Annotated in this window: 16 protein-coding genes and 1 pseudogene; 10 read left to right on the top strand and 7 right to left on the bottom strand. The window is 65.1% G+C overall.

Annotated features, from left to right (window positions below; translation table 11 throughout):
* Window positions 1-78 precede the first annotated feature (78 nt).
* From AB4879_RS08945 to AB4879_RS08910, 8 genes are all read left to right on the top strand, one after another.
* Window positions 79-687, top strand: coding sequence for a TetR-like C-terminal domain-containing protein (locus AB4879_RS08945; RefSeq protein WP_370507306.1), 609 nt, complete (start codon window positions 79-81; stop codon window positions 685-687).
* Window positions 688-863: 176 nt separating this feature from the next.
* Window positions 864-3,713 carry an RND family transporter gene (locus AB4879_RS08940; RefSeq protein ID WP_370507474.1) on the top strand — a complete coding sequence of 950 codons (2,850 nt, stop codon included), beginning with the start codon at window positions 864-866 and terminating at the stop codon, window positions 3,711-3,713.
* 139 nt (window positions 3,714-3,852) lie between these two features.
* The gene (locus AB4879_RS08935; protein ID WP_036342132.1) at window positions 3,853-4,326 is read left to right on the top strand and encodes a hypothetical protein; all 474 of its coding nucleotides are present in this window, start codon (window positions 3,853-3,855) and stop codon (window positions 4,324-4,326) included.
* 160 nt (window positions 4,327-4,486) lie between these two features.
* Window positions 4,487-6,061: a threonine/serine exporter ThrE family protein gene (locus tag AB4879_RS08930; RefSeq protein WP_370507305.1), complete on the top strand. Its 1,575-nt coding sequence runs from the start codon at window positions 4,487-4,489 to the stop codon at window positions 6,059-6,061.
* 187 nt (window positions 6,062-6,248) lie between these two features.
* Window positions 6,249-7,625, top strand: coding sequence for an MFS transporter (locus AB4879_RS08925; RefSeq protein ID WP_370507304.1), 1,377 nt, complete (start codon window positions 6,249-6,251; stop codon window positions 7,623-7,625).
* 51 nt (window positions 7,626-7,676) lie between these two features.
* Complete coding sequence (locus AB4879_RS08920; RefSeq protein WP_370507303.1) at window positions 7,677-8,759, top strand: molybdopterin-dependent oxidoreductase; 1,083 nt, start codon at window positions 7,677-7,679, stop codon at window positions 8,757-8,759.
* 79 nt (window positions 8,760-8,838) lie between these two features.
* Window positions 8,839-11,379 carry a DEAD/DEAH box helicase gene (locus tag AB4879_RS08915; protein WP_370507302.1) on the top strand — a complete coding sequence of 847 codons (2,541 nt, stop codon included), beginning with the start codon at window positions 8,839-8,841 and terminating at the stop codon, window positions 11,377-11,379.
* A gap of 75 nt (window positions 11,380-11,454) precedes the next feature.
* On the top strand, window positions 11,455-13,098 hold the full coding sequence (locus AB4879_RS08910) for a peptide chain release factor 3 (protein WP_370507301.1): 1,644 nt from the start codon (window positions 11,455-11,457) through the stop codon (window positions 13,096-13,098).
* A 20-nt stretch (window positions 13,099-13,118) separates the two neighbouring features.
* Here AB4879_RS08910 and AB4879_RS08905 read toward each other — a convergent pair whose 3' ends face one another.
* A complete protein-coding gene (locus tag AB4879_RS08905; protein ID WP_370507300.1) occupies window positions 13,119-13,796 on the bottom strand; it encodes an SDR family oxidoreductase in 678 nt (225 codons plus the stop codon).
* 165 nt (window positions 13,797-13,961) lie between these two features.
* On the opposite strand from AB4879_RS08905, the pseudogene AB4879_RS08900 reads away from it, so the two are divergent.
* Window positions 13,962-14,981 (top strand): annotated as a pseudogene (locus AB4879_RS08900) (YbfB/YjiJ family MFS transporter); the annotation flags it as partial.
* A 42-nt stretch (window positions 14,982-15,023) separates the two neighbouring features.
* Here AB4879_RS08900 and AB4879_RS08895 read toward each other — a convergent pair.
* Complete coding sequence (locus AB4879_RS08895) at window positions 15,024-15,956, bottom strand: LysR family transcriptional regulator (RefSeq protein ID WP_370507299.1); 933 nt, start codon at window positions 15,954-15,956, stop codon at window positions 15,024-15,026.
* 9 nt (window positions 15,957-15,965) lie between these two features.
* Window positions 15,966-16,856, bottom strand: coding sequence for a DUF732 domain-containing protein (locus tag AB4879_RS08890; protein WP_370507298.1), 891 nt, complete (start codon window positions 16,854-16,856; stop codon window positions 15,966-15,968).
* 133 nt (window positions 16,857-16,989) lie between these two features.
* On the opposite strand from AB4879_RS08890, the gene AB4879_RS08885 reads away from it, so the two are divergent.
* A complete protein-coding gene (locus AB4879_RS08885) occupies window positions 16,990-18,021 on the top strand; it encodes a fused (3R)-hydroxyacyl-ACP dehydratase subunits HadA/HadB (RefSeq protein ID WP_370507297.1) in 1,032 nt (343 codons plus the stop codon).
* On the opposite strand, the gene AB4879_RS08880 is transcribed toward AB4879_RS08885, so the two are convergent.
* From AB4879_RS08880 to AB4879_RS08865, 4 genes are read right to left on the bottom strand one after another with little or no spacing between them, the layout of a single operon-like run.
* Window positions 18,014-18,649, bottom strand: a complete 636-nt coding sequence (locus AB4879_RS08880; RefSeq protein WP_370507296.1) for a chemotaxis protein CheB — start codon at window positions 18,647-18,649, stop codon at window positions 18,014-18,016. The two genes, AB4879_RS08885 and AB4879_RS08880, sit on opposite strands and share 8 nt — an antisense overlap.
* Window positions 18,636-19,502, bottom strand: coding sequence for a protein-glutamate O-methyltransferase CheR (locus AB4879_RS08875; protein WP_370507295.1), 867 nt, complete (start codon window positions 19,500-19,502; stop codon window positions 18,636-18,638). The genes AB4879_RS08880 and AB4879_RS08875 overlap by 14 nt, the downstream gene beginning before the upstream one ends.
* Window positions 19,495-23,037: a response regulator gene (locus AB4879_RS08870; RefSeq protein WP_370507294.1), complete on the bottom strand. Its 3,543-nt coding sequence runs from the start codon at window positions 23,035-23,037 to the stop codon at window positions 19,495-19,497. Before AB4879_RS08870 ends, AB4879_RS08875 begins: the two co-directional genes overlap by 8 nt.
* On the bottom strand, window positions 23,034-25,634 hold the full coding sequence (locus AB4879_RS08865) for an EAL domain-containing protein (RefSeq protein ID WP_370507293.1): 2,601 nt from the start codon (window positions 25,632-25,634) through the stop codon (window positions 23,034-23,036). The genes AB4879_RS08870 and AB4879_RS08865 overlap by 4 nt, the downstream gene beginning before the upstream one ends.
* Window positions 25,635-25,712 lie beyond the last annotated feature (78 nt).

Raw genomic sequence — 25,712 nt, 5'->3', positions numbered from 1 at the left:
GGGTGCGGGCGATCGGCGGCAGCGAAATGGCCTTTCGCCAGGGTTGGACAGTACTGGACCGTACTGCCTGGGCGCTCTATGGTTGGCGCTGTGACCGGGATTGCCGACTACGAGGCGCAATCGTCGCCGTGGTCGGCGCGCGAGGCGGAACTGCTCGCGGCCACTCTGCAGCTGTTGCAACAACACGGATACGAACGGTTGACCGTCGACGCGGTCGCCGCGACCGCCAAAGCGAGCAAGGCCACGGTCTATCGGCGCTGGCCCTCAAAGGGCGAACTCGTGCTGGCCGCCTTCATCGAAGGTGTCCGGTGCGCGGCGGTCCGCCCCGACACCGGCTCGCTGCGGGAAGACCTGCTGCGTCTCGGCGAAGCCATCACCGAGCACGCCGCGGAGCATTCCGCCACCATCCGTGCGGTGATGGTGGAGGTGTCCCGCGATCCGGCCTTGCGCGAGGCCATGCAGCATCAGTTCCTGGACCAGCGAAAGGCGTTGATCGAGTCGGTGCTTCAGCACGCTGTCGACCGCGGCGAGATCCGGGCGGAGGCGATCACCGAAGAACTGTGGGATCTGATGCCCGGGTACCTGATCTTCCGGTCGATCGTCCCCAACCGACCTCCTGATCGGCGGACGGTACGGGCGATCGTCGACAACGTCATGATCCCCAGCCTCACCCGTCCTATCAGCTGAAACGAAGTGTTGCCTGAGGTGATCCAGTACCGTACCGTACCGCCTAGGGTTATCCGCCCCTGCTGACCGGGAAGGATCTCTCCCCGCCAAGTGATCGTGTTCGCCGGTTATCGAAAGGCTAACGGGTGCAGAGGGTTTCGACGGAGGATCCAGACCAGCAGGCCGCGGACCGCTCGCTGACCCACCGGTTCGCGCGGCTGACCCGCACGCTGTGTATCCCCATTCTGCTGTTCTGGCTGGTAGTTGCTGCCCTCAGCAATGCGTTGGTACCCCAGTTGGAAGTCGTCGGCCAAGCTCAGAACGTGGCGTTGAGTTCCCCCGATTCGCCGTCGCTGCAGGCATTCAAACGGATCGGCAGCGTCTTCGGTGAATTCAGTTCCGACAGCGTTGCGATGATCGTGCTCGAGGGTGACCAGCCGCTGGGCGCCGACGCGCACCGCTACTACGACGAGTTGCTCAAGCGGGTGGCCGCGGACCGTAAACACGTCCAGCACATTCAGGATTTCTGGGGCGATCCGCTGACGGCTGCCGGCGCACAGAGTCCCGATGGCAAAGCCGCATATGTGCAGGTCTACCTCTCCGGAAACCAGGGCGAAGCACTCTCGCTCGAATCCGTTGACGCGGTTCGCGATATCGTCGATCACACTCCCGCGCCACCCGGCGTCAAGGCCTATGTGACCGGCGCGGCGCCGCAGGTTGCCGACCAGTTCGAGACCGGCGACAAAGGCACCGTAAAAGTCACTCTGCTGACCATCGGCGTGATCGCGGTCATGCTGCTGCTGGTGTACCGCTCGGTGGTCACCATGCTCTTGATGCTCATCACGGTGCTCATCGAAATGTCGGCCGCGCGCGGTGTGGTGTCATTCCTGGCCAACACCGGACTCATCGGGCTGTCCACCTACGCGACCAATCTTTTGACGCTGCTGGTCATTGCAGCCGGCACCGATTACGCAATCTTTCTCGTCGGCCGCTATCACGAAGAGCGGTCCGCCGGCGTGGGCCGGGAGACGGCGTTCTTCGACACCTATCGCGGTACCTCCCACGTCATTCTCGGCTCGGGTCTGACGATCGTCGGGGCCGTTTACTGCTTGGACTTCACCCGCAATCCCTACTTTCGAACCTTGGGTATCCCGTCGGCGATCGGCGTCTTCGTCACGCTCATCGCGGCGCTCACGCTGGCCCCCGCGATCCTGGTGATCGGCAGTCACTTCGGGCTGATGGATCCCAAGCGGCGCGCCAAGACCCGTGGTTGGCGGCGTATCGGTACCGCTATCGTGCGCTGGCCCGGGCCGATCCTCGTCGTCTCGCTGGGGATCGCTCTGATCGGCCTCCTGGCACTGCCCGGGTACAAGACCAGTTACGACGTCGGCGCCTACATGCCTGCCGACGCCCCCTCGAACGTCGGCTACACCGCGGCAGAACGGCACTTCTCCAAGGCGCGTCTCAATCCGGAACTTGTGATGATCGAAGCCGATCATGATCTGCGAAACCCCACCGACATGATCCTGCTGGAACGCGTCGCCAAGGCCGTCTTCCACACGCCCGGCATCGCGCTGGTCCAATCCATCACGCGACCGCTTGGCACACCGCTGGATCACAGTTCGGTGCCGTTTCAGATCAGTGCTCAGAGCAGCGCGCAGATCAACAACCTGCCCTTCCAACAGGCTCGGGCGGCGGACCTGCTCAAGCAGGTCGGTGAGATCGACAAGACGATCAACATTCTGCGCGAGCAGTACTCCCTGCAGCAGCAGAGCTCTGAAGCCACCCATGAACAGGTCGAAGCGTTCCACAAGACCGTGGAGGTGGCCCAGGACCTGCGCAATAAGATCGCCAACTTCGACGACTTCTTCCGGCCACTACGCAACTATTTCTACTGGGAACCGCACTGTTTCGACATTCCGATCTGCGCCGCGCTGCGCTCGGTGTTCGACGCCCTCGATGGCATCGATGCGCTGACCGATCAATTGGCCAATGTCACAGCCAGCTTGGACAAGTTGGATGCGCTCCAGCCGAAGCTGCTGGCCCTGATCCCGCAACAGATCGAGAGTCAGCAGGCTAACCGCGATCTTTCGATGACGAACTACGCCACCCAATCGGGCATCTACGACCAGACGGCGGCGGCGCTGCAGAACGCAACCGCCCTGGGGGCGGCGTTCGACGCCTCGAAGACCGACGACTCGTTCTATCTGCCCCCAGAAGTGTTCAGCAACAGCGAGTTCCAACGCGGCCTCAAGCAGTTCTTGTCGCCAGATGGCAAGGCTGCCAGGATGATCGTCACCCACGACGTGGATCCCGCTACGCCCGAAGGGCTTGCACATATCGACGCGATCAGGCACTCCGTTCAGGAGGCCGTCAAGGGAACGCCGCTGGCCGGGTCGAATATCTACATCGGCGGTACGGCGGCAACCTACAAAGACATCGCCGATATGGCCAAGTACGACTTGATGATCGCCGGCATCGCGGCGCTTAGCCTCATCCTGCTGATCATGATGTTCGTGACCAGGAGCATCGTGGCGGCGTTGGTGATCGTCGGCACGGTGGCCCTGTCACTGGGTGCCTCGTTCGGTCTGTCGGTGCTGGTATGGCAGGACCTACTGGGCAAGCCGCTGTATTGGGTGGTGCTCGCGTTGGCGGTGATCCTGCTGCTGGCGGTGGGCTCGGACTACAACCTGTTGTTGATCTCGCGGTTCAAAGAAGAGATCGGCGCCGGATTGAACACCGGCATCATCCGCGCCATGGCCAGCACCGGCGGCGTCGTCACCGCCGCCGGGCTGGTGTTCGCGTTCACCATGGGCTCGTTCGTCTTCAGCGATCTCCTCGTGCTCGGCCAGATCGGCACCACCATCGGGCTCGGGCTGCTGTTCGACACCCTGATCGTGCGGTCGTTCATGACGCCTTCGATCGCCGCGCTGCTCGGCAGATGGTTCTGGTGGCCGCTGCGCGTGCGCCCGCGGCCCGCCAGCACCATGTTGCGCCCCTACGGATCCCGGCCTGCGGTGCGACAACTGTTGCTGTGGGACGACTGACAGCACTGTCAGCTAAGACACATTGTTTCCACATTGAGATCCAGGTTTGTCTCATTTGCAACAGGGGTAACTTCAGTAACAGCGCCGTGGTATAGGCGCCGACCTGACCAGCTAAGAAAGAATCGAATGGATCATCGTGATGAACACAATCTTGTACTTCAGCTCCAACGGCCCCGTTTATGAGACACGCGCCTACTCCAAGGCCGATATCGACCGCTTGTTCAAGGGCCGCCAGCTTCACTGCCTGACCAGTCCAGACCGCCAATTCGACTTCTGGTTCAGCCCCTCATCGCCAGGCTGCCAGAGCCGGATCAATCAGCAAGCCACCGAAGTTCTTCTGGCGACGACCAATTTCACCGCCAAATCGGTGCCGCTTCTGCCCGGCTGTGTCGTCGTCGCCACCCACGATGCGGATGGTGACCTCGACGGGCTGAGTTGGCAGCAGCTCGATCTCCTTGTTCGCAAGAACCGTTCTCTGACCACTCGCGAACTGCGGTTGCTGGACAAGAGGATTCAGCGTCAGAACCGGCGCCAGGCCCGGCCCGCACGCCCCGCTGCGGTCACTCCGATGCCCGTTCCCGCCACGCCGCGGCGCACCCCGGTCACCCACTGAGCACCCACCCGGGGCTCCTTCCAGACCATCGGTCCGGGCCTAACGATCGGGCTCGGCGCAACAGTCCAGCATGAATCGAATGCCTTGCTGTACTTATCGTTTCGGGACCTCGACCGACTGATCCCGCAGCGTTGACCAGTACCTCGGTATCGTGGAGAAAATGGCGTCCGAACGGTCGGCCTCGGCACGTCGCCGTGGGCTGAATATCACCCTCCGGGGTCGACGGGACCCCGCCTCCGGAGCGGGCCAGCGCACTCGCGACTCGAACGGCCTGGGCGACCGGCACACCCGGCGGGTCCTCGACCTCACCATCCGGCTGGGCGAGGTGATGTTGTCGGCCGGGTCGGGCACGGCTGACGTCGTCGCCACCGCGCAGGACGTGGCGCAGGCCTATCAACTCAACGACTGCGTGGTCGACGTCTTCGTCACGACGATATTCGTCTCGGCGCTGCCCACCGCGGACAGTCCACCGGTCACGATCGTGCGATCGGTACAGACGCGATCAACGGATTACACGCGCTTGGCCGAGCTCGACGGGCTCGTGCGGCGGATCACCTCCGGCGGTGTCTCCGTCGACGAAGCCCACGAGGCCATGGACGAGCTGGCCGCACAGCCCCACCCCTACCCTCGCTGGGTCGCGACCGCAGGCTGGGCCGGCTTCGCCGTGGGCATCGCCATGCTGATGGGGGGCACTTGGCTGACGTGCCTTCTGGCTGCGGTGTCGTCGGCGTTGATCGACCGAATCGGCCGGTTGCTGAATCGCGCCGGTACGCCCTTCTTCTTCCAGCAAGCCGCAGGTGCCTCGATTGCCACCCTGATCGCGGTGCTGGCGTACCTCTTCGCCGGACAAGGACCCACCGCCTTGGTGGCCACCGGGATCGTCATGTTGCTGTCGGGAATGACGTTGGTGGGCTCGGTCCAGGATGCCTTGACCGGTTACATGCTGACGGCGGTCGCCCGGCTCGGTGACGTTCTCTTCCTCACCGCCGGCATCGTGGTGGGCATCCTGGGCGGGCTGCAGATTGCGGCACTCGCCGGCATCCAGATCCAGCTTCGCGTCGACTCCACCGAATCATTCGTCATACCGAACCGGCCGTTCCCGATACTGCTGGCGGTCTCCGGCGCTGCGTTGGCCGGCGCATGCCTGGCCCTGGCCAGCTACGCCCGCCCCCGGGCGATGCTGACCGCCGGCGCAGTGGCCGGTCTCGCCGAATCGGTGTTGATCGGTCTCGGCAACGCCGAATTCGGCCAAGTGGCCGCCACCGGCATCGCGGCGGTCGGCGTCGGGCTGTTGGCTACGTTCCTCTCGATTCGGCAGCAAGCCCCCTCGTTGGTGACCGCAACCGCAGGCATCACCCCGATGTTGCCGGGCTTGGCCGTCTTTCGGGCGGTGTTCTTCCTGGCTGTCGACGGGGATTACGTCGGCGGGGTCGCCCAGGCCCTGGCTGCGGCAGCCACTGCACTGGCCATCGGGGCCGGCGTCGTCATGGGCGAGTTGCTCGGGTCCCCCCTGCGCTACCGCGCAGGACGCGTGGGCGACTTTTTCCGGGTCGAGGGACCCCCGGGCCTGCGACGGGCCGTCGGACGAGTCGTTCGACTGCAGCCGGTCGCCGGGCGTCCAGTCAAGCGCGCTCCCCACCAGCGCTCCTGGAGCGTGCCCCTGGAACCCACTCCGGCCGACGACGCTGCACCCGCACAGTCCCGCCCATCCGACGATGAGCCGGTCGACCCGTAGAGCAGGGCGTTCGCGGCCACTGTTGCTCGCCCCGGCCCGTCAAGCAATAGTTGCCGCCAGGCAACTATAGATGCTCAGCAAACGTCAATCAGAGTTTCTTGTTTGCTGCGGGTTTCGGCTTCCGCGTAACTGGGAACGCGCTGTGAGCGGCGCGGTCCGCGCCAGCAACTACTGAGGAGGAGGCCCCGTGGACACCGGAGACCATCGACCACCGGTCGTCGACAAGGAGCCCCCGCCGGGCGTGCTGAAGAAAGCCATCGCCGCGTCCGCGATCGGTAACGCGACGGAATGGTTCGACTACGGGATCTACGCCTACGGCGTCAGCTACATCTCGGCTGCGATTTTCCCCGGCGACACCCAACAGGCGACGCTGCTCGCACTGATGACATTCGCGGTGTCATTTCTGGTCAGACCGCTCGGCGGCTTCGTGTGGGGACCGCTGGGCGATCGCCTGGGTCGAAAGAGTGTGCTGGCCATCACAATCGTCCTGATGGCCGGCGCGACTTTCCTGGTCGGCCTGGTCCCGACCTATGCCACTATCGGCATCTGGGCCCCGATCCTGCTGGTGGTGCTTCGGATGATCCAGGGATTCTCGACGGGCGGCGAATACGGCGGCGCGGCCACGTTCATGGCCGAGTACGCCCCGAGCCGCCGCCGCGGTGTGCTCGGCAGTTTCCTCGAATTCGGCACCTTGGTCGGGTTCTCCATCGGGGCGCTGCTGATGCTGGGCTGCTCGCTGGTGCTGGGCGACGACCAGATGCAGGCGTGGGGATGGCGTCTTCCCTTCCTCGTCGCCGCGCCGCTCGGACTGATCGGGGTCTACCTGCGGTCCCGTCTGGAGGACACACCGGTGTTCCGGGAGCTCGAAGCGAAGGGCGAGTCAGAGGACCAGACCCGCACTCAATTCCGCGATCTTCTGACCGGCTACTGGCGCCCGATCCTGCAGCTCGGCGGCATGGTCGTCGCGCTGAACGTCGTGAACTACACGCTGCTGACCTACATGCCGACCTATCTGGAGAGTGAGATCGGGCTTTCGACAGATCAGTCGCTGATGGTCCCCATCATCGGAATGTTGTCGATGATGCTTTTCGTTCCGTTCGCCGGGCTCCTGTCGGATCGGTTGGGCCGCAAACCCATGTGGTGGTTTTCCCTGATCGGGCTGTTCGTCGCCGGCGTGCCGATGTTTCTGTTGATCGGGACTGGTCTGGCCGGAGCGGTCGTCGGATTCGCGGTGCTGGGGCTGCTCTACGTGCCACAGCTGGCCACCATCTCGGCGACTTTCCCGGCAATGTTCCCCACCCAGGTGCGATACGCCGGTTTCGCGATCGCCTACAACGTGTCGACGTCCCTGTTCGGCGGCACAGCGCCGGCCATCAACGACTGGCTGACCACCAGGACGGGCGATTCCCTGGTGCCCGCGTACTACATGATGGGCGCCTGTCTGATCGGCGCGCTTGCACTGATCAGAGTTCCTGAGACCACCCGCTGTCCGCTCAACGGCACCGCTGTGCCGGGGACTGAAGACGCGCCTCCTCCGGTGGCCTATGAGAAGGTGAGCGCCTGACGCAGGTGTTTCACCGGCAACAGCCGGCCTCGCAGGCGGCATAATACGGCGATGCCGGACACTTCCCGACGCGGGCTCGTCAAGCCAACTCCTGCGGAATTGATGGAGGACACCGGCTCGGGGCTGGACTACGGAACTCGCCCCGATCGATTGATCGGCGACATCGTGAGCACCGATCGCTTCTTCGTACGGAGTCACGCCGAGACACCCGTCATCGACGCCGCGGGCTGGGCGTTGCAGATTCAGGGCGACGGTGTGCGGCAACCGGTTTCGCTCAGTTACGACGATCTGCGCACAGGTTTCGCCCTGACCTCCATCGTGCGCACCATCGAGTGTGCGGGCAACCGGCGGGTGCAGTTCGGACGCGAGGTCGGCCACACCTTCGACGGCACACAGTGGGGGCGCACCGCGATCGGCACGGCCGAATGGACCGGCGTTCGATTGCGAGATGTGCTGGAGGTGGCCGGTATCGCGACCGATGCTTGCGAAGTAGTACCCGAGTCACTCGACGCGATCCGAGCCAGGCGTCCGCTGCCGCTGGCCAAAGCGCTCGCCGACGACACCATCGTGGCGTGGGCGATGAACGGCGAGGAGTTGCCGCCTGACCACGGCTTCCCGGCACGCCTGGTCGTATCGGGGTGGCTCGGAGCCGCCAGCATCAAATGGCTCGGCCGGCTCGAAGTCGCCACACACCACGTCGAAGTTCCCTGGAACACAATCGATTACGTGATGATCGGGCCGGGCTACCCCGCCGAGGGCGACCAGGCTCGCGGGCCCGCCATCACCGAACCAGCGCTGTCCAGTCTGGTCGAACTGCCGTGGCCGGCACACCTGCGCCCCGGCCCGCAGATCATCCGGGGCCGGGCGTTCGCCGGCGAAGCCCGGGTCACAGCCGTCGACTACCAGATCGACGATCACCCCTGGCAGAGCGCCACCATCACCTCACGTGGCGAGCCTGGCGTCTGGACCCGCTGGCAGTTCCGCTGGGACGCCGGACCTGGCGAGCATGTCCTGCGAGTGCGCGCCTCCGACGACCGGGGCCGTGTCCAACCAGATTCCACCCCCTGGAACGAGCTGGGGTACATGCACGAATCAGTTCTCGCCCATCCGATTTCAGTTGCCGACACTCCCTGATCACATCCCACCGCGGAACGATCGTCGGCCTGCATCAGACCTGGTCGGCGCAACCTGACTAGGCTGTGCCAGTATCCCGATGACTGCTTTAGCCCCCCTCCTCGACGACCCCGGCGATCTGTCCACCGTTCGCGCGCTGGGCTCTGACCCCGACCGGTTGTTCACCACCTTCGCCGGCTGGGCGCAGGCCAACGGCACCCCGCTGTACCCGGCGCAGGAGGAGGCGCTGATCGAACTGGTCAGCGGCGCCAACGTCGTTCTGGCGACACCGACGGGATCCGGTAAGTCCCTGGTCGCGACCGGAGCGTTGTACGCGGCCCTGGCCGCTGAGCGGCGAAGCTATTACACGGCGCCGATCAAAGCGCTGGTCAGCGAGAAGTTCTTCGCGCTATGCGCGACGTTCGGTGCCGCGAACGTGGGCATGCTCACCGGCGACGCCGCAGTCAATGCGAGCGCGCCGATCATCGCCTGCACTGCGGAGATACTGGCCAACATCGCGCTTCGCGAAGGGGCGGACGCCGACATCGGCGTGGTGGTGATGGACGAGTTCCATTTCTACGGCGACCCCGACCGCGGCTGGGCCTGGCAGGTACCGCTGCTGGAGTTGCCGCACGCCCAGTTCCTGTTGATGTCGGCCACGCTCGGCGACGTCAGCTTCCTGCGCGAGGACCTCACCCGGCGCACCGGTAGGGCGACCGCTCTGGTGGCCGGTGCGCAGCGTCCCGTGCCGCTGTTCTATTCGTATGCGACCACGCCCATGCACGAAACGATCACCGAACTGCTGCAGACCAAACAGGCGCCGATCTACATCGTTCATTTCACCCAGGCGTCCGCGTTGGAACGCGCCCAGGCGCTGATGAGTGTCAATGTCAGCACCAAGGATGAGAAGGCGGCGATCGCCGAGCACATCGGCAGCTTCCGGTTCTCGACCGCGTTCGGTTCGACGCTGTCCCGTCTGGTCCGCCACGGTATCGGCGTACACCATGCCGGGATGCTGCCGAAGTACCGGCGGCTGGTGGAACAGCTTGCGCAAGCAGGCCTACTCAAAGTCATCTGTGGCACAGACACTTTGGGTGTCGGCATCAACGTGCCGATCCGGACGGTCGTCTTCTCGGCGCTGTCGAAGTACGACGGGACACGCACCAGGTTGCTCAATGCCCGCGAGTTCCATCAGATCGCCGGCCGCGCCGGGCGGGCCGGCTACGACACCGCCGGCACCGTTGTCGTGCAGGCTCCCGACCACGAAGTCGAGAACCTCAAACAGTTCGCCAAAGTCGCCGATGATCCGAAGAAGCGCCGAAAACTGGTGCGCCGCAAGGTACCCGAAGGGATGGTGCCGTGGAGCGAAGCCACGATGACGCGACTGGTCGATGCCACCCCGGAACCGCTGACCAGCAACATGCGGGTATCCACGGCGATGATCCTCGATGTGGTGGACCGCCCCGGTGATCCGTTCGTCGCGATGCGGCGACTCCTCACCGACAATCACGAGCCCCGCAAGCGCCAGCTGCAGCACATCCGGGAAGCCGTCGGTATCGCCCGCTCGCTGCTGCAGGCCGGGGTCCTCGAGCGGCTCGACGAACCCCAGGCTGACGGGCGCCGCTACCGGCTGACGGTCGACCTGCCGCCCGACTTCGCCCTCAACCAGCCGCTGTCGACGTTCGCGCTGGCCGCGGTCGGTGTCCTCGATCCCGACTCGGAAACCTTTGCGCTGGACGTCGTGTCGGTGGTGGAAGCGACGCTGGAAGATCCGCGTCAGATCTTGGCGGCGCAGTTGAACAAAGCCAGGGGTGAAGCCGTCGCCGCGATGAAAGCCGACGGCATCGAGTACGACGAGCGCATCGAGTTGCTCGACGACGTCAGCTATCCCAAGCCGCTCGAGGAACTCCTCGGACATACCTTCGAGGTGTACCTGCACACCAACCCGTGGGCAGCCGACTCCCGGCTGTCGCCGAAATCCGTTGTCCGGGAGATGTGGGAACGGGCATTCACCTTCCGTGAGTTCGTCAGCGTCTACGGCCTGACCCGGTCCGAGGGGGCGGTGCTGCGATATCTGTCCGACGCGTTCAAGGCGCTACGCTCCTCGGTGCCGACGGCGGCCCGGACCGAGGAATTCACCGACATCGTCGAGTGGCTCGGCGAACTGGTGCGCCAGGTCGACTCCAGCCTCTTGGACGAATGGGAGGAGCTCACCAGCCCCGACCAACCGCACGACGTCCCGGTGGCGGTACCGATGCGTCCGCGGCCGGTGACCGGCAATGTGCGGGCCTTCACCGCCATGGTCCGCAACGCGCTGTTCCGGCGGGTGATGCTGTTCGCCCGGCGACGTTGGCATGAGCTGGGTGAACTGGACGCGGGGTCGGGATGGTCCGCGCAGCGCTGGCTCGAGGTCGGGGACGACTACTTCGAGGAGCACAGCGAAGTGGGCACCGGCGCCGACGCCCGAGGGCCTGCCCTGCTGATCATCGACCGTGGGCCCGATGTGTGGCGGGTGCGGCAGATCCTCGACGACCCGGCCGGCGACCACGACTGGGGCATCGAGGTGGAGGTGGACGTGGAGGCCTCCGACGAAGCGGGTGCGCCGGTGTTGCGGGTGGTTGACGTCGGTCGTCTGGACTGAGCTCCCCGTCGGCACGCCTGTTCAGGCCCGACGATTAGAGGTTTTGCGTCGTCGGCAAATACCATCGAGGACGTAATGAGCGATCACGACCTCGATACCCGGACGCCTTCCACCACGGCCGCGGCCAACCGGCTGGCAACCGAAGCCGGCCGCCGTCGCACCTTCGCCGTCATCAGCCACCCTGACGCCGGTAAGTCGACGCTGACCGAGGCCCTGGTGCTGCACGCCAGGATCATCACGCAGGCCGGCGCCATCCACGGCAAGGCCGGTCGCCGTGCCACGGTGTCGGACTGGATGGAGATGGAGCAGGCCAGGGGTATCTCCATCACCTCGACGGCATTGCAGTTTCCGTACCACTCGCCCGAGGGGCAGGACTGCGTCATCAACCTGCTCGACACCCCCGGGCACGCCGACTTCTCCGAGGACACCTACCGGGTGCTCAGCGCGGTTGACTGCGCGGTCATGCTGATCGACGCTGCCAAGGGTCTGGAACCGCAGACGCTCAAGCTGTTTCAAGTGTGCAAGCACCGCGTACTGCCCATCCTCACCGTCATCAACAAGTGGGACCGGCCGGGACGGCACGCACTGGAGCTGCTCGACGAGATCCAGGAGCGCATCGGCCTCAAGCCGACCCCGTTGACGTGGCCGGTCGGTATTGCCGGCGACTTCAAGGGTGTGCTGGATCGCCGCACCGGCAACTTCATTCGCTTCACCCGCACCGCGGGTGGTGCCACCGCCGCACCCGAGGAGCACATCTCACCCGAGCGCGCTCGCGACGCCGCCGGCATCGACTGGGACAACGCGGTCGAGGAATGCGAACTACTCTCCGCCGATGACGGTGACCACGATCAGGAAGCCTTCCTGCAGGGCGTGACGACGCCGGTCCTGTTCACCTCCGCCGCACTGAATTTCGGCGTGAATCAGCTTCTGGACAATCTGACGAAGCTCGCGCCTCCGCCGAGCGGCCAGGTCGACGTCGACGGTAATGTGCGGCCGGTCGACGCCCCGTTCAGTGCGTTCGTCTTCAAGGTTCAGGCCGGCATGGATTCCGCGCACCGCGACCGCATCGCCTATGCCCGGGTGTGTTCGGGAACGTTCGAGCGCGGTGATGTCCTCACCCACGCCGCAACAGGTAAACCGTTCGTGACCAAGTACGCCCAATCAGTGTTCGGCCAGCAGCGCTCCACACTGGATGACGCCTGGCCCGGTGACGTGATCGGCCTGGCGAACGCCAACGCACTCCGTCCGGGTGACACCCTCTTCCGCGATGTGCCCGTTCAGTTTCCGCCGATCCCGAGCTTCGCTCCCGTGCATTTCTCGGTCGCCCGGGGCACCGATCCGAGTAAGCACAAGCAGTTTCGCAAGGGGATCGAGCAACTCGAGCAGGAAGGCGTGGTGCAGGTTCTGCGGTCAGACCGCCGGGGTGACCAGGCGCCGGTACTCGCCGCCGTCGGCCCGCTGCAGTTCGAGGTGACAAGTCACCGGATGGCCACGGAATTCAACGCACCGATCTCGCTGGACTCGCTGCCCTACACCGTCGCGCGCGCCGTCGATCCCGAGGACGCACCGTTCGTGGACAAGCAGGTGTCGACGGAAGTCCTCACCCGCACCGACGGCGTGATGCTCGCGTTGTTCACCACGAAGTGGCGACTGCAGGGATTCCAGGAGGACAACCCCACGGTGACCCTGCGCCCACTGGTCGCCGCCGGCGACGACTGATCACGCGTCGTCTCCCCGCGCTAGCCGTTCGCGGTGGCAAGTCCGGCTTTGACCTGCTTAGTCAAGTCGTCGGCCAGGATCTCGGCCTGGCCGCTGAGCAGTCCGTCGACCGCCAGCTTCGCCACCACTGCGGGATTGATTTTCTGGTCGGCGGGCACGAAGGAGGCCATCTCGGTGTCCATGTATCCGACGTGCAGGGAGGCGACGTGAATTCCTTTGGGCGCCAGTTGAGTTCGTAGCGCGTCTGTCATCGCCCATCCGGCGGCCTTGGCTGCCGAATAGGCGCCGAATGACGGCGCGTGGTACCAGGCCAGCACAGACAGAACATTCAGCACCGAACCGCCGCCGTTCTTCTCGATGATCGGCACGAACTCGCGGGTGACGTTCAGCGTGCCGAAGTAGTGCGTGTCCATCTCCAACCGGATGTCCTCCATCGGCCCGCTGAGCAGGTCGGCCTCGGTCGAGACGCCGGCGTTGTTGATCAGGACCGTGACGTCTCCGGCGATCGCCGCCGCCCGGCGTACCGACTCGGGGTCGGTGATGTCCAGTTGGATCGGCTCCACACCAGGCAGGTCGATCGTCTCGGGCCTGCGCGCGGCGGCGTACACCGTGGCGCCGCGGGAGAGCAGTTCGGTGGCGAACTGCCGCCCCAACCCGCGGTTCGCACCCGTTACCAGGGCGGTGATCTGCTGTGTCATCGAAGTTCTCCCTTTGCCGACGTCTTCTCTGGCGACAACACTAGAACGGGCTGGGTTAATTCCGCTAGACCCAGGTAGCGGTCGCGTGCCGTAGGACGCTTCGCCTCCCAGCTGAGAGCAGGGCGGACGTGGCAGCCACCATCGGATCAGTTCCACGATGGTGCGATGCAGCATCACAGGCACGTCGCGCGCAGCGCCGCGGCACTCGCGGCCGCAATGGGCATCGGCCGATTCGCCTACACCCCGATCCTGCCGTTGATGACGGCGCAGACCGGCATGGCACCGCATGCCGCGGCCACCCTGGCCACCGCGAACTACATCGGCTATCTCGTCGGTGCGGTGGCCGGTTTCCTCTGGCCGTCACTGGCCCGGTCCGTTGTGGTCTGCCGCGTGTCTCTGGTGCTGCTCGTCGGAAGTCTGGCCGCCATGCCGTTGACCAACACGGTGCGTGAATGGACGCTGCTGCGCGGCGTGGCCGGCGTGACCAGTGCGCTGGTGTTCGTGATCGCGGTGAACACTCTGCTGGAACACCTGCACGGACGGCCTGCCCATCTGGCCGGCTGGGGATTCGGTGGCATCGGCGCGGGCATCGCTTTGTCAGCCGTGCTGGTGCTGGCCAGCCAGCAATGGCGGCTCGCCTGGTGGGCGTCGGCGGCAGCCGCCGCGGTCTTGACTGCCGCGGCCTGGACGATGCGCCGCACACCCGGGACCCGGCCTTCATCGGTGGAGGTGCGAAATCGACTGCCGCACAAGTTGTTCGGTCTGCTCGCGTTAAGCTACTCCCTTGAGGGTGTCGGCTACATCATCGCGGGGACATTCTTGGTCGCCGCAGTCAGCCAGCGCGCGCCGCAGTGGCTTGGGGGCACGACGTGGCTCGTTGTGGGCCTGGCGACCATCCCCTCCGCAGCGCTGTGGGCAGCATTGAGCTCGCGCTGGTCTCACCCGGGACCGTTGGTGACGGCGTTATGCGCGCAAGCGGTGGGAGTCGCTGTGGCGGGCATCTTCGGCGGCGTCGGGCCGGCAATGATCGGGGCGGTGCTTTTCGGCGGCACGTTCATCGGGATCAGCACGCTCTCACTGTCGGCTGCGCGTCTGCTGCGCTATCCACGGGCTGTCGCGCTGCTCACCGCAGGCTATTCGGTGGGTCAGATAGTGGGTCCGGTCGTGGTCGCTCCCCTCCTGCAGGACGGCTTCCGGCCCGCCCTTGTGGTGGGTGCGGTGGTGGTCTTAGCGGCCGCCGTGGTCGCGGGGCTGATGCGGATCGTCGGCGGGAAGCCAGACCGAGAGGTCATCCAGACCGAAATCGTCAACACCAGAGAGGAATTCATCGACCAGCGCGGCAACAGCGGGATTGTCGTCGTCGCGCCGCCACACCAGTGACCACGTCCACACCGGCGAGGGATTGATGACCGGGCGCCGCACCAGGTCCCTGGGCAGCGGATGGTCCTGGCCCTTCGGGTTGTTGAGCACCGGACGCCCCAGTCCGCGGACATGTTCCAGGAACGTCGGGCCGGTGACACCGCCGTCGTCGGTCCGCATGATGCGAGCACCGGTGGCCGCCGAAAACTGTGTGGCGTAGCGATTCCACGACAACCAGCTGGCGGCATCCGCGTCGATCAACACAACGGTGTCAGCGGCCTCGACGGCCGAATCGTCCGGCCCTGAGCCCAATGCGTACAGCCGATCCACTCCCAGCAACCGAGCCTGTAGCGAGAGCGCTTCGAGGTCGGCGTTCTGCACCCAGCAGATCGCCAGGTCGAGGCTACCGTCGGCGACCCGCGCGGCCTGCGTGTGCGACGGCATGACCCAGGTGTCCACCCGCAGCTGTGCTATCCCCGCCGCCCGTGTGGTCAGATCCGTCGGGCACCAACTGACGTAGCCCAACCGCACCGGATCCGATTCCCCGAAGTTCGCCGCGCGCCTGCGTAATTCGTCTGCCTGTGCAATCAGCGCTCTGGCATCCGGCAGGAGAGCAGCTCCGGCAGGCGTCAGAGCCACCGAACGGCGGTCGCGATCGAACAACGTGATCTTGAGGTCGCGTTCGAGGGCCTTGATCTGCTGGGACAACGACGGTCCCGCGATGCGCAGGCGGGTAGCCGCGCGACCGAAGTTCAACTCCTCGGCCACGGTGACGAAGTAGCGCAGCTGCCGCAACTCCATCGCTGCAGCCTAGCGGCCGAGGTGGATCTGCAGCCCGTGGCTACGCAGCTGTTCGAAGCTGTAGCTGAAATCGCCGCGCCGGCCGATGGATACGACGTAGCTGTCCTGGCCCTCATCGATGGAGAAGGTGAACGAGAACGTGCATGTCGCGCTGTCGCCGGTGCCGGCGCCCAGCGATGTGGTGGTCAGAATGTCGCCCTTGCTGTTCTTGACCGTCACCGGGGTGGTGCGACCGACATCGGCGTAGCCGGCAGTACCGTGACAGGCGCCGCCGTCGACGACAATTGAACCGGTACCAAGACTGTCGGTCAGAACGAAAACCCCTGATATCTTCGCGGATTCGAGAATGCGGAAGCCCTTGTTGAACTTCGGGCAGAACACGTCGACGGCGATCTTGTCCGCGAGCAGACCCTGCTGCGGCCCGCCGTGTTCGAGTTGATTGCACACCTCGTGCCCATGGGCGACGGCATTGGCCTCGGAATTGAACTGATCGAACAGCCCCGCAGTCTGCAACGCCTGCACGTAGTCGACTTCGGGCGGCGGCGAGGTCCGGTGCCGGGCCCAGAGCAGGCCGGCGACCACGCCGGCGACCATCACGATGACCGCGGTCGTGACGCCAGTGGCCAGCCAGGTCAAGCGGATGCTCGATCGCGCCACCGGCACCTGCACGTACGACGGCAACATCTGCCCGCCGACCGGGTCGTTGGCTTCGGACCTGCCGTTGCGCACCCGGTTGGTGGCGTGCCCGGCCGTGTAATACCGGCCCTCGTAACGGGCGGTGGGATCCGGTCGCCAGCCCGTCGGCGGGGTGGGCGTCAGCACGCCGCCGCAACGCGCGCAGGTGCCAGCTGCGTCGAGGTCGGCCCCGCAATAGGGGCAGGCCGCGGGCGCTCCCTTCATTGCTCACCCCAACCGCCGTGCGCTCGGTTCTCCGTGACAGCCGAATCGTATCGGCGTGTCACGCTATGTTCTCTGCGCGTTAGGGTGCTGTGGTCGGCTTCAGTGAACAAGCCGATAGAAAAGTTGAGCATCTATGACCGCACCAGCAGAAACGTCGCCGCTTGAAGCACGGGTCGGCCACTACTACCGGATGGACGGCACCTACCTCGTCGGCCGGGAGAAGCTGCGCGAATACGCCCGCGCGGTGCAGGATTATCACCCTGCCCACTGGGACGTCGCCGCGGCAGCTGAGCTGGGCTATTCAGATGTCGTCGCCCCGCTGACCTTCACCTCGGCGCCAGGCATGCAGTGCAACCGGCGGATGTTCGAGTCGATCGTCGTCGGCTACGACACCTACCTACAGACCGAAGAGGTCTTCGAGCAGCACCGCCCGATCGTCGCAGGCGACGAGCTCGTGATCGACGTCGAGCTGACCTCGGTGCGCCGGACCGCAGGACGCGACTTCATCACCGTCACCAACACGTTCACCGACACTCACGGCGAACGGGTGCACACCTTGCACACCACGGTCGTCGGTGTGACCGCGGAGGACATCGACGCGGGCGTGAAGATCGCGGTCCAGAACGCGATGATGCACGACATGAACATCCTCGACATCGGCGGAGACGACGCCGATTACGAGAAGGAGCTACGCCCCGCCGGCGAGATCCGGATCTCCGACGGCGGTCTGACCCGTTCACCGGGGACGCGGTCATTCGACGACCTGGCGGTCGGCGAGGAGCTTCCCGCCCATCACACCCGGGTCTCCCGGGGCGATCTGGTGAACTACGCCGGCGTGGCCGGCGACGCCAACCCGATCCACTGGGATGAGGACATCGCCAAGCTGGCGGGTCTCCCAGACGTGATCGCTCACGGCATGTTGACCATGGGTCTGGGCGCGGGGTACCACTCGGTCTGGTCGGGCGACCCGGGAGCGGTCACCCGCTTCGCGGTGCGGCTGTCGCAACCCGCGGTCGTCTCGGCCAAGGAGGGTGCCGACATCGAGTTCAGCGGCAAGGTCAAGTCGCTGGATCCCGAAAGTCGCTCGGGCGTCGTCCTTGTGGGCGCGAAGTCGGCGGGCAAGAAGATCTTCGGTCTGGCGACGATGAACGTGCGGTTCAGCTGAGGCTGCGTCGGCCGCCTATTTCGGAGAGCCATCGCCCGATGCCGGCTGGATCCGCGACGTGATCCGGATCCACCCGGCGCAGGGTGGCGTTGACGGCGACGGCCGCCTCGCAGGTGTCCGGATCCTGGAGCACAACGCGGCCCCCGCCGGCCTTCACCTCTTCACAACCCCGGGCGCCGTCGTCGCTGGCACACGAAAGAAGCACGGCCGTCACCGAATTGACCAGTTGCGCCGCGCTGGCGAACAACACGTCAAGTGAGGGCCGCGAATGCAGGATCGGTGCGTCCAAGGTGAGGTGCGCGCGCACACCGGAGCCTGTCTCGTATTGCTCGACGGGGGTCGCCGGTTCCGTCGACGGGTTCCGGTCGTTGCCCACCAGCAGGTGATAACCGGCCGGGGCCAACGTCACTTCTCCCGGCGAACACGGCCAGGGACTGGCGGCCGGCTCCCGAATCGGGATTGCGGTGTAGCCCTGCAGGACCCGGTCGAGCCCCCCGTACTGAGGCGCGCGATGCAGAGCCACGAACACCACGATGCTGCGGGCGTCGCCGAGGGTCTCGAAGATGCCGCGCAACGCTTTGATGCCGCCGGCGCTGCCGCCAATGACGACGACGTCAGGGCCGGGCACGCTGGTTCTGGCTCTTGGCGTAAATCCCCAGCCTGCGGTCCTGCGCTTTGAACAACTTCGTGCCCTCGCCGGTGAGGCCTTCACGCGGACCGATGACGAGATTTCCGAACGGCGCCAGGCTGTCCCAGAAGATGCGCTCGGCCCTGCGCTGCAACGTCTCCTCGAAGTAGATGAAGACATTTCTGCACAGGATCAGATGGAACTCGCCGAAGGTGCTGTCGGTCGCCAGATTATGGGAGAAGAACTCGAGTCGGGACCGAAGGGTGGGGCTCAGAATAGCTCGGTCGTACTTGGCGATGTACCAGTCCGAGAACGGCCGTACGCCCCCGCTGGCCTGGTAGTTGCGGGTCGCTCCCACCATCGTGTCGGCGGGGTAGATCGCCGATGCGGCAACACGTAGCGATTCGCTGTCGATATCGGTGGCGTAGATGGTGGACCGATCCAGCAGACCGGCCTCATCCAGCAGGATGGCCACGGAGTACGCCTCCTCCCCCGTCGCACATCCCGCAACCCAGATCCGGATCCGGGGATAGGTGGCCAGCCTCGGCAGCACGTCCGCGCGGATCTTGGCGAACACCAAGGGATCCCGGAACATCTCGGTGACGTTGACCGTCATCGTCGACAGAAACGAGGCCAGCAGGCTCGGATCGCGAAGGACCCGGTCTTGCGCTGTGGAGATGCTGCCGAGCGAATGGCGATCGACGAACGCCATCAGCCGCCTGTTGCGCGACGCGTCCGTGTAATGGCGAAAGTCGTAGCCGAGGAACTCGAATACGGTGTAGAAGAACGCCTCCGCCTCGATCGCCGTCAGTTCTTTGGACCGAGCCGGGTCATTCTCCGCGGGATCAGTCATTGGTGGTTGCCGCCTCCTGCTGGCCACGCAACCGGCTGCCGAGCCAGACCCTGAGCACCGATGTGAGTTGATCCATGTCGACGGGCTTGGTGACGTAGTCAGAAGCCCCGGCGTCCAGACATTTCTGTCGGTCACCCTTCATGGCCTTTGCGGTCAGAGCCACGATAGGCAAACTGCGCCAACGTGATTCAGCTCGGATCCGGCGCATCGCCTCGTACCCGTCCATGACAGGCATCATGATGTCCATCAGCACCAGGCCTACCTCGGGGTGGGCGGCGAGGCTGTCGAGCCCTTCCTGGCCGTTGCGCGCGGGAATCACCGTGATGCCGTATCGCTTCAGCGCGCTGCCCAGGGAGAAGACGTTGCGGACGTCGTCGTCGACGAGCAACACGGTGTTGCCCTTGAGGCTTTCGTCGATCCGCTTCGGGTTCGACAGGATCTCACGCGCCGAGTCGGGCATATCGTTGGCCACGCGATGCAGGAACAGCGCTGTTTCATCCAGCAAACGCTCGGGCGACTTCGCGTTCTTCAACACGATCGCGGAGGCGAGCACTTCGAGGCGCTGCGTCTCGGCCATTGTCAGTTCCCGCCCGGTGTGCACGATTACCGGCAGATGCTTCTGCTTGAGCTGGTCCTTGACTCGCTCGATGAGGTCGATGCCATCCATGTCGGGCAACCCCAGATCGAGGACCAGGCAGTCGTAGGACGTCGGCCCGGCCAGTTCGGCCAGCACCTGCTGACCGGTGCCGACACAGGTGATCGCGATGTCGTCGCTCTCGATCATGTGCTTGACGACCTGACGCTGGCTGGCGTCGTCCTCGGCGACCAATACGTGTCGCGGTCCGGGCTTCAGGAATTCGGCGACCGCACCGAACATCGAACGGAGGTCGGCGACGTCGGCGGGCTTGTTCAACGTGTGAATGGCGCCCATCCGCCGACCGCGGCCGTCGTCGTTGGAGCCCGAGATGACGTTGACCGGGATGTGGCGCGTGGCGAGGTCGTGCTTGAGGACATCGAGAACCACCCAGCCGGCCATATCCGGCAGACCGATGTCCAACGTGATCGCGGCGGGTTGGCGTTCCTTGGCCAGCGCCAGAGCCGTCCGGCCGCTGGCCGTGACCACCGCGTCGAAGCCGGCCTCGGTGGCCAGTTCGACCAACAACCCCGCGAACGTGGGGTCGTCCTCGACCACCAACAGGACCGGCTTGGTTCCGCGCGGCCAGTGGATGTCCGAAATGTCCACCGCGCCGATGCTCGCGAACGCGCCGTCGAGTGGGGGAGGCGAGGTGCCGTCTAGGGCAGGGCCGGCGCCGTTCTCGGACAACGGCATTGGAACGGGTTCGGCAACCGGACTACTCGGCGCCAGCGCGGACGTCGGGGTCGCGGACGGCGCGGAGTCAGACCCGTGCGGACCTGCGACGGGCAGGTGGCAGGTGAATGTGGACCCCTCTCCCAGCGCGCTGCGGAGGGTGATCTCGCCGCCGAGGTTGCGGGCCAGTTCCCGGCTGATCGCCAGTCCCAGCCCGGTGCCGCCGTACTGCCGGGTGGTGCCCCGCGCTGCCTGTTGGAAGGACTCGAAGATCAGGTGGTGATCGTTCTCGTCGATACCGATCCCGGTGTCGGTGACGGCCATCGCGAGATAGCCGTTGCCCGGATTGCCCTCGTTGTCACCTGCCCCCGACAGCGTTACGGTCACCGATCCCTCGTCGGTGAACTTGATCGCGTTGGCGATCAGATTCTTCGCAATCTGTTTCACCCGCGTGTAGTCGCTGATGAGTTGTGCTGGGGCAGAGTCACTCACCATGACCCGGAAAGCGACGCCCTTGTTCTCCGCTATCGGCCGGAATGTGCGCTCGAGGAAGGCGACGAGGTCGCTCACCACGATCACTTCGCGCTCGAGGCGCAAGGATCCGGATTCGACCTTGGCGAGGTCGAGAACCTCGTCGATGAGGTTCAAGAGGTCCTTGCCGGACTGTTGAATCGTCTCGGCGAACTCCTGCTGTTTGTCGGTGAGTGAATCCTCGGAATCAGCCAGGAGACCGGCGAGGATCAAAATGCTGTTCAGCGGTGTGCGCAGTTCGTGCGACATATTCGCCAGGAACTCCGACTTGTACCGCGACGAGACAGCCAGTTCCTCAGCCTTCGCTTCCAGGGTCTGGCTGAGCCGGTGCAGCTCTTCGTTCTTGGCCTCCAGAGACTGGGCCTGGGTCTCCAGCCGTTCCGAGCTCGCCTTGAGCTCCTCCTGCTGAGACCGCAGTTCTTCGGTCGTCTCCTCCAGTTCGGCATTCTGCGCCGACAGCTGGTCCTCGCGTTGGGTCAGTTGCTCGTTCGCGGTCCGTAGCTCTTCTTCCTGTGCTTGCAGTTCCTCGGTCTGCGCCTGCGACAGTCGCAACAACTCGCTGGTCTGCTGCGCCGATTCGATGGCGCTCAGTGCCACTCCGGCGCCAAGCGCGATGCTCTCCGCGAGTTCGACATCATCGTCGGAGAACAGCCTCAGGCCGGCCAGCTCGAGAACGCCGTGCACCTCCGACTCGGACTTGATCGGGATCAAGATGAGCGACACGGGCTCCGTTTTACCCAGCCCCGAGACGATCTCGACGTAATCGCTCGGTGCCCCGGTGACTTCGATCCGATTGCCCTCCAGGGCGCACTGGCCGACCAGACCATCTCCGAGCCCGAAGGAGTACGGCAGATCCTTACGCCGGTGGAAGGCGTACGACGCGACCAGGGCGAACTCGTCGACAGTGTCGGTCTGGCGCAGGTAGAGGGCACCGTGCTTGGCGTCGAGTGCCTGAGCGGTGCGTGACACGATGATCGACGCCGCAGCCGGCAGGTCGGCTGCAGTCTGCACCTCGGTCATCAGACTTGCCTGGATCTCCTTGGCGCGCCTGGCCTTTTCGTTCTGTTCTGCAGCCCGCGTCACGGTGCGGTGGATGTTGCGGCTGGTGAAGTACAGCAGTATGCCCAATACCAGCACGATCGCGCTGGCGAAGATCCACAGCATGGTCTTGGCGAAAGCGACCGCCTTGGCCGCCTGAGCGTTGGAGTTGTCGACGGCCTTGACCGCCTCCTGCTCCATGTTGCTGAGCTGACTCTCCAGCAGGGCGACCTGTCCTTCGATGCCTTGGTCGGAAAGCGCTGGAGCCCCAGCATTTTGGGTGCTCTGGAGCTCGGGCCGGAATGCCGTCCAGGTTGCCAATGCTTGTTGGGACAGCATGCGGACGGTGCTGTTGTCATTGGTCTCGGCGGCCGCCCGAAGCTCGGTGTCGACCGATTGATCGAGGTTGTCGAGCTGGCCGTTGAGTTCTGCGCGGCGCCCCGGGTCAGTGGCGAGCAGCAACCTGTCGCGGGTGACGAGCAGCGCCTTCAGATCCCGTTGAATGTCGAGGGCGGCGACCTGGCCATCGCGGGCTTGGCTGCGCTCCTCGTAGAGATCGGTGATCCGCCGCAATTGAACGGTATAGAGCGTGTTCGCCATGATGACGGCCAGCAGCGCGCAACCGCACACGATTGCCAATCGGGTCGCAAGTTTCATATCACCTTTGCCTCACCGGAATCGCCGTTCATCCACGCCGTTGTCCAGTTCTCGACCTGAGCCTCAAGGTCGATCGCCTCGATCGGCTGGGCGTACAGGAATCCCTGTTGCAGCAGGCATCCCGCGTCCCTGAGCCAGTCCGCCTGCTTCTGGTTCTCCACGCCCTCCGCTATCAGATCCACATGCATGCAAGCGGCAAGGGCGATCTGGCTGCGCACCAGGCGTTGGACGCGCTGGTCGTCATGCACCTCGGCGACGAAGGTGCGGTCGATCTTCAGCCAGTCGACGGGAACATGCAGCAAATTCGTCATGCTGGCGTGATCGACACCGAAATCGTCTATCACAAGGTTGAATCCGATGCTGCGAGCATGCCGTAGCGCCATGCCGGCCGGAGCCGGATCACCGTAGAACGTCCGTTCGGTGAGTTCCAGGCAGATGTTCTCCGGCGGTATCCCGCAGTCACGCTGAGCACCGATCAGGTCGTCGAGGAAGCTGCCGTCCCCGACGTGGTCCGGTGAAAGGTTGACGTGCAGTTTGAGGTCGTCCCTTCCCAGGGCGGCGTAGTCCTCGAAACTCCGCAGCAGAATCCAGCGGCTCAGCGGGGTGATCTGCCCGGCGCTCTCGGCCAATGCGATGATGTCGGTGGCCGGCATCTCGTCGCCACCGATGCGCCACCGAACCAGCGCCTCGAGGCCGAAAAGCGCTCCGGTCGTCGAATTCACAATGGGCTGATAGGCCATCCGGAACTCCGATCGGGAGATGGCGCCCGCCACTTCCGATCGCAGGTCCACTTTCCCCCTGTGCCGTGAACCGATCCCGTCGGTGTAGAGCACGCATTCGTCCAACCGGTTCTTCTTGGACTCGAACATCGCGATATCGGCCTGGGACAGCAGCTCTTCCGGCGTACGAGCACTGTCGCCCAGGCACGAGATGCCCATGCTCAACGACGGCCGCAGCGTCACCGCCTTACACCGCACCGGCTCTCCCTGGACGCGCCGCAGAATGCGGTTGCCCTCTGCGACAGCATGATCCACCGACGGCACGTCTTCGAATACGACGATGAACTCGTCGCCGCCGATCCGGCACACCAGCGCATCGCTCCCGGCGGCCGACCGAAGTCGGTCGGCCACTTCGACCAGCAGTTCGTCGCCGGTGTCATGGCCGTAGGTGTCGTTGACCGACTTGAACCTGTTGACGTCCATGTACAGCAGCGCCACGAGTTTTCCGTCGCGGCAGCGGGACAGCTCCGCGAGCCGCTCGTTGAGTTGCCGGCGATTGGCCAGATCGGTCAGCGGGTCGTGGCTTGCCAGATGGCTGATCACCATCTGGGCTTGTTTGATCTCGGTCAGGTCATGAACCACGACCGCGACGTGCAGGTCGACGGATTCACCGATCGGCGACAGCGTGATCAAGACGTCGACGGGACGACGGGTGCCGGCGGCGAACGTCATCTCCATCGACACCTCTTGGTGTGTCGCGAGAGTGAGGTCCAACTGCTCACGTAACCGGGCCCGGTGAGCATCGGTGGCAAGGTCGACGATGGACCGGCCGATCAGGGTGTCGGCGTGCCCGCTGAACAGGGCCGTCGCGGCCTTGTTGCAGCTGCGAATGGCACCCGAGACGTCCACGGCGAGGATCGCGTCGGCGGTGGCCTGCATGACGGCGGCGTACTCGGCTTGGACGCGATAGAGGGTTGCGTTGGAAATCGCGAGCGCGGCCGCCGCCGAGACGCCGCGGAACAGCGCCGCTTCGACTTCGGAGAAGGCCGGGCCATCGGTTCGGCCGACGCAGACGAAGCCGACATGTTCACCGCGGGCCATCAACTCCTCGACCAGTACCGCCGCGTGCGGTGTGATGCCACCGACGGCGCCCGCCACTTGCTCGGCAAGCCACGACTGAACCGCTTCCGGCGTTCGGTCCGCCTCCGGATCGGAAAACGTGTCGTGCCAATCGTTGTCACGAACCGCCACCCGGAGCAGGCACTCGGCGGAGAAGATGCGGCTCAACTCGGTGACGATGGTCTTCTCGAGCGCGGCCAGATCAAGGCTGCCTTCGGTGAAGATCGTCGCCAACCTCGCCCGCCGTCGCGCGAGGGCCAACTCCTCGCGCTGCCGGCTCTCGGCGGCTCGTGCGATCTGGAGTTGTTGGTCATGCAGCTTCGCTGCCTCGATCCGCAATCTGGCGAAGGACCGATCCAGCTCCAGCAACGCCTTCACTTTGGCGTACAACACCGCCGCGGAAACCGGTTTGAGCAGAAAGTCGACCGCGCCGAGGTCGTAGCCGCGATCCAGATCCCCATCGTCGGCCTGGCCGGTGAGGAAGATGATCGGCGTCGAGGCCAACTCGTCGGCTTCCCGGATGAGTTGCGCTGTCTCGAATCCACCCATCCCGGGCATGTTGATGTCGAGGACGATCACGGACACCTTGCGCTGAAGCAGCGCCGTGAGCGCCTCTTCACCGGAGCCGGCCTGGACAAGCTCGCAGTCCAGCGGCGTCAGCACGGTGCACAGCAGGTCCCGCAGACGGGCGTCGTCGTCGACCACCAACACCGTCTGCTTGCTCTCGGCTGCCGTGGACCCCTCCACCACGCCATCCATCAGCACAGAATCAATGTTCCCTCCCCCACAAGGTCCGGCACAAGCACTCGAGCGTCCACCCCCGGACTCTTTGCGTGA

Origin of the sequence: Mycobacterium sp. SA01 (assembly GCF_041287105.1) — a bacterium.
GTDB lineage: Bacteria > Actinomycetota > Actinomycetes > Mycobacteriales > Mycobacteriaceae > Mycobacterium.
Note: the sequence above shows the minus strand (reverse complement) of the source record. Positions and strands in the feature narration are given on the sequence as shown.

Bases quoted from the DNA above. Each gene is read 5' to 3' on its own strand.
- AB4879_RS08945 (WP_370507306.1), top strand. From the start codon at position 79: ATGGTTGGCGCTGTGACCGGGATTGCCGACTACGAGGCGCAATCGTCG.
- AB4879_RS08935 (WP_036342132.1), top strand. From the start codon at position 3,853: ATGAACACAATCTTGTACTTCAGCTCCAACGGCCCCGTTTATGAGACA.
- AB4879_RS08930 (WP_370507305.1), top strand. From the start codon at position 4,487: ATGGCGTCCGAACGGTCGGCCTCGGCACGTCGCCGTGGGCTGAATATC.
- AB4879_RS08920 (WP_370507303.1), top strand. From the start codon at position 7,677: ATGCCGGACACTTCCCGACGCGGGCTCGTCAAGCCAACTCCTGCGGAA.
- AB4879_RS08915 (WP_370507302.1), top strand. From the start codon at position 8,839: ATGACTGCTTTAGCCCCCCTCCTCGACGACCCCGGCGATCTGTCCACC.
- AB4879_RS08910 (WP_370507301.1), top strand. From the start codon at position 11,455: ATGAGCGATCACGACCTCGATACCCGGACGCCTTCCACCACGGCCGCG.
- AB4879_RS08905 (WP_370507300.1), bottom strand. From the start codon at position 13,796: ATGACACAGCAGATCACCGCCCTGGTAACGGGTGCGAACCGCGGGTTG.
- AB4879_RS08895 (WP_370507299.1), bottom strand. From the start codon at position 15,956: ATGGAGTTGCGGCAGCTGCGCTACTTCGTCACCGTGGCCGAGGAGTTG.
- AB4879_RS08890 (WP_370507298.1), bottom strand. From the start codon at position 16,856: ATGAAGGGAGCGCCCGCGGCCTGCCCCTATTGCGGGGCCGACCTCGAC.
- AB4879_RS08885 (WP_370507297.1), top strand. From the start codon at position 16,990: ATGACCGCACCAGCAGAAACGTCGCCGCTTGAAGCACGGGTCGGCCAC.
- AB4879_RS08875 (WP_370507295.1), bottom strand. From the start codon at position 19,502: ATGACTGATCCCGCGGAGAATGACCCGGCTCGGTCCAAAGAACTGACG.
- AB4879_RS08870 (WP_370507294.1), bottom strand. From the start codon at position 23,037: ATGAAACTTGCGACCCGATTGGCAATCGTGTGCGGTTGCGCGCTGCTG.
- AB4879_RS08865 (WP_370507293.1), bottom strand. From the start codon at position 25,634: ATGGATGGCGTGGTGGAGGGGTCCACGGCAGCCGAGAGCAAGCAGACG.